Source organism: Streptomyces sp. NPDC020958 (assembly GCF_055562175.1).
The window spans coordinates 394,568-410,428 of the sequence record NZ_JBVHFU010000001.1 but is presented as its reverse complement, the minus strand read 5'-3'; the positions used below and the strand labels follow the sequence as shown (position 1 = coordinate 410,428).

The following is a 15,861-nucleotide window of genomic DNA, read 5'->3' as shown; positions in this document are numbered from 1 at the left end:
CGGGACGTCGCCGGCTCGGAGGGGCCGTTACTGGTCGCGGGTCACCACAAAAGTGAGCGGCCCAGGCGGGGGTTAACACACCCCCCGGGGGGGCCCCCCCCCGGGGGGGGCGGGCCCCCCCGACGGTGTGTGGGGACGGGTCAGTTCTTTTTCTTCTTGTAGGTGGTCTTGCTGGTGAGCGTCCAACTCCGGGACTTCACCGTGTCGTGGTGCTTGTCCTTCGCCGTGACCGTGACCTCGAACCGGGTGCCGTCCGGCAGCGGCGCGGACAGGTGGACGGTCGCCCGGTGGGTCCTGCGGTCGTAGGAGACGACGGCCGTGATGTGGAGCTTGCGGGCCGCCGCGGAACCCTTCAGGACGGTCACGGTCGCCTGGACGGACGTCACCGCCGCCTTGGCGGGGACGGCCAGCACGAGGGCGTCCGCCGCGTCCGCGGTGTGCGCCACGGTGGCCGCGGTCACCTCCGAGGCGGCGACCGACGCGGCCAGCGATGTGCTCGGGTCGTCGGCGGTGAAGACGGGGCCGACCCAGTAGTTCGAGGAGCCGTAGGAACCGCTGGGGAAGGCCGGGCCGCTGCCGTACCGGTAGAGCCCGTTGTGGTGCGTGGTGGTGTCTGCCGTGGCCGTCAGCGGATAGGACTTGTGGGCCGCCGCGAAGTAACCGCCGTCCACGGCGTAGTTGCCGTTGGGGGCGTGGTAGGAGACCACGTACGGGGTGTCCGCGGTGATCGCCACCGGGGAGGCGAAGGTCAGCGTCTGCCAGCCGGAGGCCGTCTCGTTGGTGAAGGTGCCGCTGGCGAGCAGGGTGCCGCCGTCGGTCCACAGGCTGCCGGTGTGGGTGCCGGTGTTGCCGGTGCCCTTGTAGAAGGTGACGCCGGTGACCCAGCCGGCCGCCGACGAGGTGAACCGGGTGCCCAGTTCGACGGAGTTGGGGTCGGCGGTCATGTCGGTGGTGGCCGGCACGGTGGCGGAACTCCACAGCGAGCAGGGGCAGGTGACCGCGGGCGGCGTGGAGCTGGTGGTAAACGACCAGGTCACCGGGTCCGTCATGGCGTTGCCCCAGACGTCGGAGGCCCGCACGGACGCGGAGTACGCGGTGTTCAGGTCCAGCTCCGTCGACGGCGTGAAGGTCGCCTTGTTCGACGCGGGGAAGGTGACGGTCCCGGGCACGGTGTCACCGGCCGCGTCCTTCACGGTGAAGGTCACGCTGTCGGTGTCGACGGCCGAGCTGAAGGTGGCCGACACCGGTGCCGTGATCGACGCCCCGGTGGCCCCGGAGGTCGGGGAGGTGGAGCTGACGGTGGGCGGGGTGGTGCTGGCCGTCGAGGTGTCCAGCACCACGTCCACCCAGTAGTTGCTGCCCGAGGACTGCGAGGACGGGAAGGCGCTGGTCGAACCGTAGTGGAAGACGCCGTTGCCGCCGTCGACGCCCGACTTCAGCGCGGTCAGCGGAGCCAGCCCCGCGTCACTGCCGGCGAGGCCGGTGTCGAAGGAGTAGCCGCCGTTGGGGGCGAAGTACGAGGCGACGTAGGTGGTGTTGGCCTTGACGGTCACCGGGGTGGCGAAGTTCAGCTGCTGCCAGCCGGAGGCCGTCTCGTTCGTGAAGGTGCCGGTGGCCAGCCGGGTGCCGGAGGCGGTCCACAGGCTGCCGGTGTGGGTGCCGGTGTTGGCGGGCGACTTGTAGAAGCGCACTGCGGTGACCGAACCGGCCACGGTGGTGCGGAACTTGACGCCCAGCTCCAGTGAGCTGCCGTCGCCGGCGTTGACGGTGCCGGGGACGGCGGAGGCCGGCCAGATGGTGCAGGGGCAGGCCTGCGGTCCGACGGTCAGCGGGATGGTGGTGACGGATCCGATGTTGACGCTGTCGTCGACCGCGCGGACCTTGACGGACGCCGCGCCCGGGGTGCTCGGGGTCCAGGTGTAGCTCCACGAGGTCAGGCCGGTGGCGGCCTGCCAGGTCGAGCCGCCGTCCGTGGACACCTCGACACGGGCGACCACGCCGCCGGAGTCGGCGGCGGTGCCCTTGACGGTGACCGGCTTCAGCGCCGGGACGGTGATCCCGGAGGCCGGGCTGGTCACGGTGACCGTGGGCCCGGTGGTGTCGGTGGAGGCGGCGGCCGCGACCAGGTTGCTCTGCAGGGTCAGCGGCTGGACGCCCATGTCGGCGAGGACGTTCACCGTCGCCTGCTGCATCCGGGAGTCCTCGGTGACCACCGTGTCGCCGGGGTTGTAGGTGGGCACGTCGGTCAGGCCCCACGACCACTGCACGGTCCCCGACCCGAACACCAGCGCCCCGGAGTCCTGGTCGCGGAACTCGACCAGGTTGTGGGTGGCCGTGCCGTTGCCGTAGACGTTGCCCCAGTCCTGGCGGAGCTTGCCGTCCTGGATGTCGACCGTGGTGGACGACACGTCGATGGCGCCGGCCGGTCTGGTGGCGTTGGCGATGTCGCTGTCCCACTCGTAGCCGAGCGTGCCGGTCGGGAAGGTCGCGGTCTGGGAGGAGGTCAGGTTGGCGATGGAGGTGTTGCGCCAGATGCGGTTCTTGCCGTACGAGCCGGGGACCGTGATGGCGTCGCTGCGGTAGCCGTTCACCGTGAACATGGAGCCGGTGAGGATGTTCGGCGGCTGGTAGGACTGGCCGTAAGTGGTGCTGGTCGGGTCCATCCAGGTGCCGGTCCAGACGCCGCTGGGGTCGGCGATGCCGTTGTTCTGCGCCATCTTGGTCATCTTGTAGCAGACCAGGGTGCGGTCCGCGGTGTTCGTGCCGTCGACGCTGGGGGCGAGCCTGGTCTTCCAGAAGACCTCGTTGCCGCTGAAGAAGGCCTCACGGACACCGGCCTTGCGGGCCGCCAGGACGTTGGAGTACTGGGTCCCCGTCCAGTACTCGTCGTGTCCCGAGGACATGTACACCTTGTGCTTCTCCAGCTGGGCGGCGCCGCCCGGCTGCGACACGTCGACGCCGGAGGTGTAGGTGACGTCGTAGCCGTTGCGTTCCAGCCAGGACAGCATCATGTACTCGGAGCCGTAGATGCCGTTGTCGCCCCCGATGTCCAGCGGCCGGTTGTAGCTGACCTCGTAGGCGCGGCCGTCCGGCGCGGGCCCGGCGCCGTCGTAGAGGTCCTGGCCGCCGTACTCGTTGTAGGCCTGCCAGGTCTGGTCGCTGGTCTGCACGACCATGTCGGCGGTGCTGGAGTCGTTGCGCACGACGAACGGGTACGGCATCAGGCCGTCGCCGTCGGTCTGCGTGAGGTTCGCGATGTACAGGCCGGACACGGCGTCGCCGGGCACCGTCCAGGTCGCGGTCACCGGCCAGTTGCCGCAGTCCACCAGTCCCGTGCTGCTCTTGGTCGTGCAGCTCGCGGGCTTGGTGGTGAAGTTGGCCGGGTAGGTCACGGCCGCCTGGGCCGCCGTCGACATCTGGCGGGCACCGTCGCCGCCGTACCAGCCCAGCCGGTAGATCTGGATGTTGTACGGGGTCTTCGACTGGACCTTGAACTGGACGGTGTCCCCCGCCTGGACGCTCTCCTTGGTGGTGAAGCCCTTGATGTCACCGTAGGCGTTGGGTGAGAACCAGTCGGTCTTGGGGCTGCCCGGCTTGGAGTTCTCGCACACGATCGGGTTCGACCCCGAACCGCAGGGATCGGACGCCGCCTGGGCGGACCCGGCCAGCGGGAGCACCGCCAGTATCAACGCGACCACGACGGCGAGGCGCCCGCCCCGGATCCGTCTGCTCCATTTTTCCATGTGAACCTCTCAGCGGTGCTGTGCTGGTCCGGCCCGCGGGGCCGAGGTGGTGCGGGGGGTGGCAGAGGAAGCGGGTGCCGGTCAGCCGCGGAGCGCGTCCGTGAACGCGTCCACGACGCGCTGCTGCTGGCCGGGGGTGATCTGCGGGTACAGCGGCAGCGAGAGGATCCGGTCGGCCGCCCGCTCCGCGTTCGGGAAGTCGCCCCGGGCGTACCCGAGATGCCGGTACGCGGGCGTCAGGTGGACCGGGGCCGGGTAGTGCACCCCGGCGCCGATGCCTTCGGCGCCCAGCTTCCCGACGACGGCGTCGCGGTCGGCGTCGGTGACCTGGACGACGTACAGGTGCCAGACGTGGACGTTGCCGGGGGCGGTGACCGGGAGGACGACGCGGCCCGCGGCCGCCTGATCGGCGAGCAGTTCGTCGTAGCGGGCCGCCGCCGCCCGGCGGGCCGCGTTGCCGTCCGCCAGCCGCTTGAGCTTGGCCCGCAGGACCACGGCCTGCAGTCCGTCCAGGCGGCTGTTGAAGCCGGGGACGTCGTGGCGGTACTTGGCGACGCCGCCGTGGTTGGCGATCGCCCGCACCTGCCCGGCGCGTTCCTCGTCGTCGGTGAGCACCGCGCCCGCGTCGCCGTAGGCGCCGAGGTTCTTGCCCGGGTAGAAGCTGGTGGCCGCGATGCCGCCGCTGCCGGGCGCGCGGCCGTCGCGGGTGGCGCCCTGGCACTGGGCCGCGTCCTCCACGACGCGCACCCGCTCGGGCAGTGCGGCGGTCAGCGCCGCGACCTCGGCCAGCTGCCCGTACAGATGCACCGGTACGACCGCGCGGGTGGCGGGGCCGACGGCGGCCAGCGCGGCCTCGGGGTCGAGCAGGTGGCTGCCCGGCAGGCAGTCGGCGAGGACCGGGCGGGCCCCGATCCTGGCCACCGCGCCGGCCGTGGCGATGAAGGTGTTGGCGGGCACCACCACCTCGTCACCGGGCCCGACCCCGCTCGCGCGCAGGGCGAGTTCGACGGCGTCGGTGCCGTTGGCGACGCCCACGCAGTGCTCGACGCCGCCGAACGCGGCGTACTCGCGCTCGAAAGCACGCACTTCGTCGCCGCCGACGAAGGCGGTGCCGGCCAGGACCCTGTCGAATCCGGCCCGCACCTCGTCGGCGACCTCCTGGTGGGCCGCCTTGAGGTCCACAAGAGGAATCTGGTTCATGTCAGCGGTCCCCCCACTGTTCGCGTCGCGAGTTGATCCAGCGCGGGCGCGTCCGCCGCGCGCAGCCGCCGGGCCGGGCTCCCCACCCAGACCTCGCCCGGCGGCACATCGCCGAGCACGGCACTGCCCATTCCGACCAGCGACCAGGCGCCGACCGTGGTGCCCTCCCGGACCAGGGCCCCGGAACCCACGTAGGCGCCCTGCTCCAGCCGCGTCCCCCCGCCCAGCCGGACACCGGACGTGATCGTCGCGAAGTCCTCGACCACGTCGTCGTGGGTCAGGACGGCCTGGGGCATCACGGCGACGTGCGCGCCCACCCGCACGGCGGCGGTGAGCGCGCAGTGTGCGAGCAGCACCGAGCCGGGGCCGATCCGGCACGTCCGGGAGACCGCCGCCGTCGGGTGGACGACGGTGGCGTAGCGGTCCGCGGGCAGGGCGAGCCTGCGGACCAGCCGGGCCCGGGCCGCGTAGTCCCGTGGGTTGCCCACGCAGATCACCACCCGGGCCCCGGGCAGGTCGTGCACCAGGTCGCAGCCGCCGAGGACGGGCACGCCGTCCACCTCGGTGCCGTGCAGGTCCGGGTTGTCGTCCAGGTGCCCGAGCAGCTCGGCCTCGTCCGCGTCCCGGACGGCCTGTGCGGTCTCCCGGGCGAAGCCGCCGGCGCCGACGATCACGAGTCCGGTCATCTTCGGGCCTGTTCGCGCAGGGCCGCCACGACCCGGTCCTGCTGGGCCTCCGTCATGGTGTGGAACAGCGGCAGGATCAGCGAGTCGCGGCTGATCCGCTCGGTGACCGGCAGCGGCGCGCGCGGGTGGTCCGCGTAGGCGGGTTCGAGGTGCGCGGCCATGATCCCGCGCCGGGCGGAGACACCGGCCTCGGACAGCGCGCCGAGCAGGTCGTCCCGGCGGACGGGGAAGTCCTCGTCCAGCAGCACCCAGTAGGACTGGAAGTTGCTCTGGCCGTGCGCGGGGTCGCGCACGGGGGTGAGACCGGGCACGTCGTGCAGCAACGCGTCGTAGCGGGCGGCCAGTTCGCGGCGACGGGTGATCATCGCGTCGAGCTTGCCGAGCTGGACCAGGCCGACGGCGGCCTGGATGTCGGTCATCCGGTAGTTGAAGCCGACTTCGAGGTAGCTCTCCAGGACCGGCTTGTTGCTCGCGTGGCGTTCGGCCGCCGAGGCGTTCATGCCGTGCTCGCGCAGCCGGCGCAGCCGGGCCGCCCACGCGGCGTCGTCGGTGGTGATCATGCCGCCCTCGCCGGTGGTGACGACCTTGCGGGGGTGGAAGGACCACGAGGCGAGCAGGGCGCCGTGGCCGACGGGCTTGCCGTCGACGGTGGAGCCGATGGCGCAGGCCGCGTCCTCGACCAGGGGCAGGTCCCAGTCGGCGCAGGCGGCCCGCAGGGCGTGCACGTCGGCCGGGACACCGCCCTGGTGGACGGCGAGTACGGCCCTGGTGCGGGGGGTGCGGACCGCGTCCACGGTGCCCGGGGTCAGGTTGGCGGAGGCGGGGTCGACGTCGGCGAAAACCGGCTCGGCGCCGACGTACCGGACGGCGTTGGCGGTGGCGATGAAGGACAGCGAGGGCACCACGACCTCGTCGCCCGGGCCGATGCCGAGCGCGACGAGGGACAGGTGCAGGGCGGTCGTGCAGGAGCTGACGGCGATGCCGTGCTCGGCGCCCACCCGCTCGGCGAAGGCCTTCTCGAAGGCGGCGACCCGCGGGCCCTGGGCGACCCACCCGGACAGCACCGCGTCGGAGGCGGCCCGCGCCTCCTCCGCGCCGAGCCAGGGGATCATCACCGGGATGCGGTCGGTGCTCACTTGGCCGCCTCCCGCTCCGCGCGCCACCACTGGACCAGGTCCCGCAGACCGGTGCGCAGGTCGATCCGCGCCTCGAAGCCGAGCCGCTCGGCGGCCCGTGAGGTGTCCGCGAGCCGGCGGACGACCGAGTTCACGGTGCGGGCGGGGCCGTGCACCGGTTCCAAGCCCTCGGCCCCCATCGCCGCGAGCAGCCCCTCGGCGAGTTCCTTGAGCGAGGTCTCGGTGCCGCTGGCGATGTTGAAGACCTCGTCGGTGACGTCCGACTCGGCGGCCAGCACGTTGGCCCTGGCGATGTCGCGGACGTCGACGAAGTCCATGGTCTGGCTGCCGTCGCCGAGGATCAGCGGGGGCTCGCCGGCCTCGATGCGTTCCATCCAGCGGATGAGCACCTCGGTGTACAGGCCGTGGATGTCCATCCGGGGGCCGTAGACGTTGAAGTAGCGCAGGGCCACGTAGTCCAGTCCGTACATGGCGTGGAAGCTGCGCAGCATGCCCTCGTTGAAGGCCTTGGCGGCGCCGTAGAAGGTGTCGTTGTTGTACGGGTGGTGACGCTCGGTCGTGGGGAATTCCTCGGCCATGCCGTAGACGGACGCCGAGGACGAGGCGATCACCTTGCCGACCCCGGCGGCGGCCGCCGCCTCCAGGACGTTGAAGGTGCCGTCGACCAGTACCTCGTTGGCGAGCCTCGGCTCCTCGGCGCACTGGGTGATCCGGATCGCGGCGAGGTGGAACACCAGGTCGGCGCCCTCGGTGGCCTTCCGCACGGTGTCCGCGTCCCGGACGTCGCCCTCGACGATCTCCACCACGCCGCTGGGCAGGGCCCGGTCGAGGTTGGCCCGCCGCCCGCGCACGAAGTTGTCGAGTACGACGACCTCGCGGGCGCCGCCCTCGGCCAGCAGGTCGACCAGGTTGGAGCCGATGGTGCCCGCTCCCCCGGTGACCAGGATCTTCTTGCCGCGTACGCTGCTCAACTGCCGTTACCTTTCAGCGAAGTGAAACTGTCAACGCCCGGCGCGCAGGCCGACGACCGCGCCCTTGAACTCGAGGCTGCGGGAGGCCGCCTCGAGGATGTCCAGCACCCGCAGGCCCGCCCGGCCGTCGGTCAGCGGGGGCCGGCCCTGCCCGATCGCCGCGCCGAACTCGTCGACCATGCTGCGGAGCGCTTCCCTCTCGCCGATCGCGGGCGCGACCATGTCCCCGGAGCGGTAGGAGACGAGCATGTCCCGGCGTTCGTCCGCGCCGATCTCCTGCGGCGAGGCGAGGTCCACGCCCCGGTCGAAGATCGCCACGCGCTGGGCGGGGTTGAGGTCGTCCCAGATCAGGGTGCGCTTGGAACCGCCGACCATGGTGGTGCGCACCTTGGTCGGGGAGAGCCAGTTGACGTGCACGTGGGCGATGGCGCCGGTGCTGAGCTGGAGGGTGAGGTAGGCGACGCAGGCCTGCCCGGCGCCGATCGGGTCGGCGCCGTGGGCGGCGACGGCGACCGGTTCGACGCCCGCGGGGAGGATGAAGTCCAGGATCGACAGGTCGTGCGGGGCGAGGTCCCACATCACGTCGATGTCCTTCTGGACGAGCCCGAGGTTGATGCGGACCGAGTCGACGAAGTGGATCTCGCCGAGTTCACCGGAGCGCACCAGTTCGCGGATCCGGCCGACGGCGGGGGTGTAGCAGTAGGTGTGGTCGCACATCAGGGTGAGGCCGCGGTCCTCGGCCTCGGTGACCAGGCGCAGTCCGTCGGCGTAGGTCGCCGCGAGCGGCTTCTCCACGAGGACGTGCTTGCCGGCGCGCAGCGCGGCGAGGGCGATGTCGAGGTGGGTGCCGGCGGGCGTGGCCACGGCGACGGCGGCGACGGAGGGGTCGGCGAGGACGGCCGCGTAGTCCGCGGTGGCCTCGACCGTCGAGTAGCCGCCGAGGACCCGCCGGGCCCGGTCCACGTCGAGGTCGCACAGCCAGCGCAGCCGGAACCCTTCGGCGGCCTGGAAGTTGCGTACCAGGTTGGGGCCCCAGTAACCGGCCCCGACGACCGCGACCCCGAGCGGCTCCTGCGTCACGTTCTCCCTCTTCCTCTGGTTCATCAGTAGGCCCCCGTTCCGCGCACCACCACGGCCCCGGTGCGCGCCAGGATCGACAGGTCGAGACCCATCGACCAGTTGTCCACGTATCCGAGATCGAGCCGGACCGCCTCGTCCCAGGGCAGGTCGGAGCGTCCGCTGACCTGCCACAGCCCGGTGAGGCCGGGCTTCACCAGCAGCCGGCGTTTGATGTCCGGCGTGTACTCCTCGACCTCCTCGGGCAGCGGCGGCCGGGGGCCGACGAGCGACATGTGGCCCTTGACGACGTTGAGGAGCTGCGGGAGTTCGTCGAGCGAGCTGCGGCGCAGGAAGGAGCCGACCCGGGTGATCCGGGGGTCCTCCTTCACCTTGAACAGCAGGCCGTCGCTGTTCTGGTTGAGGTGTTCGAGTTCGGCGCGCAGGGCCTCCGAGTCGGGCCGCATCGTGCGGAACTTCAGCATGGTGAAGTGGTCGCCGTAGCGGCCGACCCGCTGCTGCCGGAACAGGGCGGGACCGGCGCTGTCCAGCCGCACGACCAGCGCGATCAGGAGCATCGGCAGGGCGAGGAGCAGCAGGAGCAGCGCCGCGAGGAAACGATCCAGCAGTTCCTTGGGCAGCCGCGCGGCCCGGGACAGGTTCGGCGGCTTGATCCGCATCAGCGGCACCCCGTTGGTGGGCCGCACCGCCAGCCGGGCCGCGGACACGTCGGTCAGCACGGGGGCCAGCAGGAAGTCGACGCCCTGCACGGCGGCGGTCCACGTCATCCGGCGCAGCACGGAGGCGTCCAGTTCGGGCGCGGGCAGCACCACCACCGTGTTGACGCCCAGGGCCCGGACGACGTCGTTCATGCCGTCGAGCCCGCCGAGCGCGGGAAGCCCCAGCCTGCGGATCTCCCGGGCGTTCTCGGGATCGGTCAGACAGACTCCGGCGGCCCGCAGGCGCGGGGTGCCGCCGCGGCGCAGCACTCCGACCAGCTCCACGACACCGCTCGACGGGCCGACCAGCAGCGTCGCGCTGCCGTCCGGGTCGCGGGCCCAGCGGCGGTGCAGCCGGCGGCGCAGCGAGTAGCGGATCGCGAGGGCGATCACCGCGGCCGGCAAGGCAGCCATGATCATGTCATGAAGGAGGTCCGAGTCCCGGGTGAACAGCCCGTACCCGGCGGCCGCGAGCGCCGGCAGCGCGACGGCACCCCGGACCACGCGCCGGTACTCCTCGGTCCCCAGACCCAGGGCACTGCGATCGTAGGAACGGTGGACCAGCATCGCCACGATCCAGGTCGGCGGCAGCACCAGGGCCACCGCCCAGCGACCGTAGGCCGCGTGGATCAGGAAGGCCGCGGCGGCGGCCGCGAGGCCGTCCGCGACCAGCAGGACGATGCGGTACTTCCGTTCCCGACGTCTTCGGCGGCCGAGTGGACTTCTGCGTTCCACGGCCGATTGCTCATGCGTGACCTCAATGGTCATGCGCCCCCCACCACATGCGCGGCTAGCCCTGACCGAAGTGCCCTGGACACAGCGACACTGGAAAGCGAGGGAGCTTCAGCGATTCCCCAACCGCCTCATGCCCCCGGCATGCTGGTACGTACTGATTGTTCTGATGGTTCAGATCCGATCAACCGCCGGTCCGTGACGTACAGTCAAGAACGAGTTCCCCACCCAAACCGGTCCGGCGGCCATCAATCTAGACCACGGGGCGCAGTCTCGGGAACAGTTGGACGAAACACATGTCGCAATAGTGACGCCGACGGCATACTGCCCCCGTGACCAGCATCGTGATCCCGGCACACAACGAGGCCCGAGTCATCGGCCGGCTCCTCGACTCGCTGTTGGCCGATTCCCCACCCGGGGAGACCGGGGACCGCGCGGACGACCCCGACATCGTGGTCGTGTGCAACGGCTGCACGGACGAGACCGCGAAGATCGCGACCGCCCGCGGCCCGCGGGTCCGGGTGGTGGAGATTCCCGTGCCCTCCAAGCACGCCGCGATGCGGGCGGGCGACGACCACGCGCGCGGTTTCCCGCGCCTGTACGTGGACGCCGACGTGGTGATCACGCGCGCCGACGTCCGGGCGCTCGCCGAGCCCCTGGAGGACGGCGCGTCCGGCGTCCTCGCCACCGCACCGGACCGGCGCATTCCGCTGGCCTCCTGCGCCTGGCGGGTGCGCGCCTACTACCAGGTGTGGCAGCGGCTGCCCGCCGTACGCGAAGGGCTGTTCGGCCGGGGCGTCATCGCGGTCTCCAAGGCCGGGCACGCCCGGATCGCCGCGCTGCCGCCGCTGATGGCGGACGACCTGGCCGCCTCCCTCGCGTTCACCCCCGGTGAGCGGCGCGTGGTCGACGCGGCCGCCGTGGTGATCCAACCGCCCCGCACCTGGCGGGATCTGATGAGACGGCGGGTTCGGGCGGCGGTGTCCACCGCCCAGGTCGAGCAGCACCGCGGACCGGACGAGGCTTCGGCGCGCACCGGCAAAGCCGACCTGAAAGCGATCCTCCGCCGGGAACCGCGGCTCCTGGTGCCCGTCGTGGTCTTCGTCGCGGCGGCGGTCGCCGCCCGGCGCAAGGCGTCGAAGGCGATCCGGGCCCAGGACTTCGGGACCTGGCTGCGCGACGACAGCAGCCGGCAGAACTGATCGCACCGCACCTGGAGTCCCCCTCTTGTACCTCACCGACCGCTCGCAGCCCGTCCAGGACGGCCCGGACCAGGACCGAAGACGCGGGCCGGGGCGACGCGTCGCCCCGGTCGTCCTCGTCCTGGGCACGGTCAGCCTGATCACCGACATCTCCTCCGAGATGGTCACCGCCGTCCTGCCGCTCTACCTCGTCACCACGCTCGGCTTCAGCCCCCTGGGGTTCGGCACCCTGGACGGCGTGTACAACGGCGTCAGCGCGCTGGTCCAGCTCACCGGCGGCCACCTCGCCGACCGGGTCCGCGACCACAAGCTGCTGGCCGGGCTCGGGTACGGGCTGTCCGCGCTGTGCAAACCGCTCCTGCTGTTCGCCGGCGGCATCGGCAGCCTCGGCGCGGTCCTCGCCCTGGAACGGACCGGCAAGGGCCTGCGCACCGCCCCGCGCGACGCGATGATCTCCCTGTCCACCCCCGCCGCGAACCAGGGCCGGGCCTTCGGCGTGCACCGCGCGATGGACACCACCGGCGCGATGCTCGGCCCACTGGCCGCCTTCCTCATCCTGCGCGCCGCGGCCGACGGGTACGACGCGGTGTTCGGGGTGAGCGCCTGTGTCGCGGTGCTGGGCGTGCTCGTGCTGGTGCTGTTCGTGCCGGGCAAGGGGAAGGGCCCGGGGGCCGAAGAGGAGGACGGACGGGCCGCCGGGCCGCCCGTCCGGGGCGGTGAGGCGGACGGGCCCGCCGCCGGGCCGCCCGTCCGGGTGCGGGAAGCGCTGGCCCTGCTGCGGCTGCCGCGGCTGCGCGCCCTCGCCGGGTGCGCCGCGCTGCTCGGGCTGACCACCGTCAGCGACGCCTTCGTCTATCTGCTCGTCCAGCGGCGGGCCGGGATCGGCGAGGAGTGGTTCCCGCTGCTGCCGCTCGGCACCGCCGTGGTCTTCCTGCTGCTGGCCGTGCCCGTCGGCGCGCTCGCCGACCGCGTGGGACGGCACACGGTGTTCCTCGCCGGACACGCGTCGCTGCTCACCGCCTACGCCCTGCTGCTCTGGGCCCCGGCCACCCCGGCCCTCGTCCCGCTCGTCCTCGCCCTGCACGGCACGTTCTACGCGGCGACCGACGGGGTGCTCCCGGCCGCCCTCGCCGGTCTCGTGCCCGAGCACCTGCGCGCCAGCGGCCTCGCCGTCGTCGGCACCAGCCAGGCGCTGGCCCGGTTCTGCTGCTCGCTGGCCTTCGGCGCCGCCTGGACGGCGTGGGGCGACGGCCCGGCACTGGCCGGCTCGGCGGTCGGCCTGCTGTGCTGCGCGGCCGTCGCCGGGCTGGTGCTGCGCCCCGCCGGGGGGAACCGATGACCACCACAGCCACACCGAACGCCACGGGGAACCAGGGGAACCGGATGACATCCACGCGCCGCCGTCTGCTCGTACTCGTCGCCGCGGTCCTGGTGCTCGCCGGCGTGGGCACCGGCGCGGTCCTGCACGCCGCCGCGCGCGCCGACCGGGCGGACCGGCCGGGCGCCGGCGACCCGACGGCCCGCGCGGGCAGGCTGACGCTCGGCCGGCAGGACCGCCTGCTGTTCGTCAACGCGGCCCCGGGCCCGCACCGCACCGCGGTCGCCTCGGTCCCCACGGCCGACCCCGGGGGCGGCAGGACCGCCTCCGGCCTGAAGTGCGCGCGCTTCTACGCGGCGGCCGGCACCGGGATCTGCCTCCAGTCCAACCCCGGCGTCCTGCGACAGAGCAACCGCGCCCTGCTCCTGGACGCCGACCTGCGCACCGAGCGCACCTTCCCGCTGGCGGGCACCCCCAGCCGGGCCCGGGTCTCGCCCAGCGGCCGCTTCGTCGCCTGGACCGTCTTCGTCTCCGGCGAGTCCTACGCGTCCGCCTTCTTCTCCACCCGGACCTCGGTCCTGGACACCCGCACCATGAAGCTCACGCCGAGCCTGGAGACGTTCTCCGTCATCAAGGACGGCAAGCCCTACCACGCCGCGGACGTCAACTTCTGGGGCGTCACCTTCGCGGCCGACGACGACACCTTCTACGCCACGCTCAACACCGCGAACAAGACCTACCTGGTACGCGGTTCGCTGTCCCGGCGTACGGTCACCACGCTGACCGAGAACGTGGAGTGCCCCTCGCTCTCCCCGGACGGCACCCGGATCGCCTTCAAGAAGCGGGTGCTGTCCCGCACCGACCTCTGGCACGAGTACGTGCTCGACCTGAAGACCCTGCGCGAGACGCCGCTGGCCGAGCGCCACAGCGTCGACGACCAGGCCACCTGGCTCGACGACCACACCGTGGCGTACGCCCTGCCGAGCGACGGCGACGTGCGGAGCACCGACCTGTGGAGCGTCCCCGCCGACGGCACCGGAACCCCCCGCCTCCTGATCCCGGACGCCTCCTCACCGGCACCGCTGTAGCGCCCGGGGAGGCTGTGCGCGGCCTGCCGCTTTTCCCCCGCCCGACCCGCCCGTACTCTCTGGCCATGGACGATGCGTCGATGGTGGGGCTGATGGGGCGGGTCACCGGAACGGTGGGGCCCGGGCTCGTCGGCGAGGTGATCGTGCGGGTCCGCGGGGGCGCCGAGCACTTCCTCGCGTACGCCGCCGACGGCACCGGCCGGTTCGAGCGCGGCACGGTGGTGATGGTGGTCGAGTACCTGCCGCCGAGGACGGTCTACGTCACGCCCGCATACGACAGTTGAGCAGGTGTCGCCCCAGGTGAGGGGCGTGTGCGTCAAGATTGCAACAAGGATTCGCCGACGTCTTCACCGGGTGCCCGCGCGGGCGCACACTCCCTTCGTTCGGTGCCGAAAGGGCACCATGCAAAGGGGGCGTATGCCGATGGTTGTCGGCGTCGTTGCGGGTGCGGCGGTTCTCGCCGTGCTCGTGTTGATCGGCCTGTTCAAGATGATGTGGCGAGTGGCCGAGCCGAACGAGGCGCTCATCATCTCCGGTTCGAAGCACCGGACCGAGGGCCTCGAAGAGGGCATGGGATTCCGCATCGTCACGGGGCGCGGCACGCTGGTGCTGCCCGGTGTGCAGGCGGTACGCAAGCTCTCTCTCGACCTGAACGAGACCGAGTTGTCGGTGGACTGCGTGACCATGCAGGGCATTCCGCTGAAAGTGCGGGGGGTGGTCATCTTCAAGGTCGGCGACGACTTCGTGTCGATCGCCAACGCGGGCCGTCGTTTCCTGGACCAGCAGAAGATGATGTCGGAGCGGGTGCACAACGTGTTCGCCGGTCATCTGCGGTCCATCGTGGGCGGGTTGACGGTCGAGGACATGATCCGCGACCGGGACAAGCTCACCGGGCAGACCCGGGCCGCCTGCGGCACGGAGATGGAGAAGCTGGGTCTCATCGTGGACTCCCTGCAGATCCATGAGATCGAGGACCCGACGGGGTACATCCGGAACCTGGCGATGCCGCACGCGGCGGCCGTGCAGCGGGACGCGCGGATCGCCCAGGCGGAGGCGAACCGGCTCGCCACCGAGGCGGAACAGCAGTCGTTCGCCCGGATGGCGGAGGCGACCCGGGACAGCGAGATCCTCCAGGCCGGCTACCAGGCCGAACGGGACAAGGCGGCGGCCCAGGCTCGCCAGGCCGGTCCGCTCGCCGACGCGGCGGCCCGGCAGGAGGTCGTCGTCCAGGAGACGCGGGTCGCCGAACTGGAGGCGCACCGGCGGGAGCAGCAGCTCCAGGCGGACGTCCGCAAGCCGGCCGACGCCAAGGCCTACGAGAAGCGGACGCTGGCCGAGGCCGAGCGTGACGCGCGCATCTCGGCGGCGCAGGCCAAGGCGAAGGAGACGGAGCTGGCGGCGGCGGCCGAGGCGACCCGGGTCAAGGCGGCCGCGGGCGCCGAGGCCGAGGCGACCAAGTCCCGGGGCGCGGCGAGCGCGGCGGCGACCCGGGCCACCGGTGAGGCCGAGGCGGCCGCCGCGCAGGCCAGGGGTCTGGCGGACGCCGAGGCGACCAGGGCCAAGGGGCTCGCCGAGGCGGAGGCCATCAAGGCCCGTGCCGCCGCCCTCGCGGAGAACCAGGAGGCGGTCGTCGCCCAGCAACTCGCCGAGAACTGGCCGGAGATCGTCAAGGCCGGGGCGTCCGCCTTCGGCAATGTCGACAACATGGTGCTGCTCAACGGGGCCGACGGGATGGCCGAGATGTTCGCCAAGGCGCTCACGATGGGCGGCACGGGGCTCGGTCTGGCCCGCCAGCTCCTCGCGTCGATGAACCAGAACGGGCAGACGTCGAACGGGACGTCGCCGGTCCTCAACGGGGTGACGTCCCCGAAGTCACAGCAGGTGCCGTTGGAGCCGGAAGCCGGGTGACGGGTCGGCCCGACGGTGACGGTGCGCCCTCCGACCTGTTCGGGGGGCGCACCGCCGTACCGGGGGCGCACTCTCGTGCCGAGGGCACCGCCGTACCAGGGG

Annotated in this window: 12 protein-coding genes; 5 read left to right on the top strand and 7 right to left on the bottom strand. The window is 72.2% G+C overall.

Going from position 1 to position 15,861, the window contains the following annotated elements:
* Positions 1-140: 140 nt before the first annotated feature.
* The 7 genes from ACZ3KP_RS01890 to ACZ3KP_RS01860 all read right to left on the bottom strand — a co-directional run bounded on the left by ACZ3KP_RS01890 (position 141) and on the right by ACZ3KP_RS01860 (position 10,279).
* Positions 141-3,743 carry a DUF4082 domain-containing protein gene (locus tag ACZ3KP_RS01890; RefSeq protein WP_467495567.1) on the bottom strand — a complete coding sequence of 1,201 codons (3,603 nt, stop codon included), beginning with the start codon at positions 3,741-3,743 and terminating at the stop codon, positions 141-143.
* 81 nt (positions 3,744-3,824) lie between these two features.
* On the bottom strand, positions 3,825-4,943 hold the full coding sequence (locus tag ACZ3KP_RS01885; protein WP_467495565.1) for a DegT/DnrJ/EryC1/StrS family aminotransferase: 1,119 nt from the start codon (positions 4,941-4,943) through the stop codon (positions 3,825-3,827).
* Positions 4,940-5,629 carry an acetyltransferase gene (locus ACZ3KP_RS01880; protein WP_467495563.1) on the bottom strand — a complete coding sequence of 230 codons (690 nt, stop codon included), beginning with the start codon at positions 5,627-5,629 and terminating at the stop codon, positions 4,940-4,942. The genes ACZ3KP_RS01885 and ACZ3KP_RS01880 overlap by 4 nt, the downstream gene beginning before the upstream one ends.
* On the bottom strand, positions 5,626-6,765 hold the full coding sequence (locus ACZ3KP_RS01875; protein ID WP_467495562.1) for a DegT/DnrJ/EryC1/StrS family aminotransferase: 1,140 nt from the start codon (positions 6,763-6,765) through the stop codon (positions 5,626-5,628). The genes ACZ3KP_RS01880 and ACZ3KP_RS01875 overlap by 4 nt, the downstream gene beginning before the upstream one ends.
* Positions 6,762-7,736 (bottom strand): SDR family NAD(P)-dependent oxidoreductase, encoded by a 975-nt coding sequence (locus ACZ3KP_RS01870; protein WP_467495560.1) that lies wholly within the window; start codon positions 7,734-7,736, stop codon positions 6,762-6,764. The genes ACZ3KP_RS01875 and ACZ3KP_RS01870 overlap by 4 nt, the downstream gene beginning before the upstream one ends.
* A gap of 30 nt (positions 7,737-7,766) precedes the next feature.
* The gene (locus tag ACZ3KP_RS01865; protein ID WP_467495558.1) at positions 7,767-8,816 is read right to left on the bottom strand and encodes a Gfo/Idh/MocA family protein; all 1,050 of its coding nucleotides are present in this window, start codon (positions 8,814-8,816) and stop codon (positions 7,767-7,769) included.
* Positions 8,817-8,839: 23 nt separating this feature from the next.
* Positions 8,840-10,279, bottom strand: coding sequence for a sugar transferase (locus ACZ3KP_RS01860; RefSeq protein ID WP_467495556.1), 1,440 nt, complete (start codon positions 10,277-10,279; stop codon positions 8,840-8,842).
* A gap of 296 nt (positions 10,280-10,575) precedes the next feature.
* On the opposite strand from ACZ3KP_RS01860, the gene ACZ3KP_RS01855 reads away from it, so the two are divergent.
* The 5 genes from ACZ3KP_RS01855 (at position 10,576) to ACZ3KP_RS01835 (ending at position 15,759) form a co-directional block, all read left to right on the top strand.
* A complete protein-coding gene (locus ACZ3KP_RS01855) occupies positions 10,576-11,445 on the top strand; it encodes a glycosyltransferase family 2 protein (protein ID WP_467495554.1) in 870 nt (289 codons plus the stop codon).
* A gap of 25 nt (positions 11,446-11,470) precedes the next feature.
* Positions 11,471-12,784 (top strand): MFS transporter, encoded by a 1,314-nt coding sequence (locus ACZ3KP_RS01850; RefSeq protein WP_467495553.1) that lies wholly within the window; start codon positions 11,471-11,473, stop codon positions 12,782-12,784.
* 44 nt (positions 12,785-12,828) lie between these two features.
* Positions 12,829-13,851: a TolB-like translocation protein gene (locus tag ACZ3KP_RS01845; RefSeq protein WP_467495552.1), complete on the top strand. Its 1,023-nt coding sequence runs from the start codon at positions 12,829-12,831 to the stop codon at positions 13,849-13,851.
* Positions 13,852-13,916: 65 nt separating this feature from the next.
* A complete protein-coding gene (locus ACZ3KP_RS01840; RefSeq protein ID WP_206306337.1) occupies positions 13,917-14,135 on the top strand; it encodes a hypothetical protein in 219 nt (72 codons plus the stop codon).
* Between the two features lie 133 nt (positions 14,136-14,268).
* Positions 14,269-15,759: a flotillin family protein gene (locus ACZ3KP_RS01835; protein ID WP_467495550.1), complete on the top strand. Its 1,491-nt coding sequence runs from the start codon at positions 14,269-14,271 to the stop codon at positions 15,757-15,759.
* Positions 15,760-15,861: the final 102 nt, after the last annotated feature.

What these genes read in the sequence shown, in the direction of transcription:
- ACZ3KP_RS01890 (WP_467495567.1), bottom strand. Translation starts at nt 3,743, where the DNA reads ATGGAAAAATGGAGCAGACGGATCCGGGGCGGGCGCCTCGCCGTCGTG.
- ACZ3KP_RS01885 (WP_467495565.1), bottom strand. Translation starts at nt 4,943, where the DNA reads ATGAACCAGATTCCTCTTGTGGACCTCAAGGCGGCCCACCAGGAGGTC.
- ACZ3KP_RS01880 (WP_467495563.1), bottom strand. Translation starts at nt 5,629, where the DNA reads ATGACCGGACTCGTGATCGTCGGCGCCGGCGGCTTCGCCCGGGAGACC.
- ACZ3KP_RS01860 (WP_467495556.1), bottom strand. Translation starts at nt 10,279, where the DNA reads ATGACCATTGAGGTCACGCATGAGCAATCGGCCGTGGAACGCAGAAGT.
- ACZ3KP_RS01845 (WP_467495552.1), top strand. Translation starts at nt 12,829, where the DNA reads ATGACATCCACGCGCCGCCGTCTGCTCGTACTCGTCGCCGCGGTCCTG.
- ACZ3KP_RS01840 (WP_206306337.1), top strand. Translation starts at nt 13,917, where the DNA reads ATGGACGATGCGTCGATGGTGGGGCTGATGGGGCGGGTCACCGGAACG.
- ACZ3KP_RS01835 (WP_467495550.1), top strand. Translation starts at nt 14,269, where the DNA reads ATGCCGATGGTTGTCGGCGTCGTTGCGGGTGCGGCGGTTCTCGCCGTG.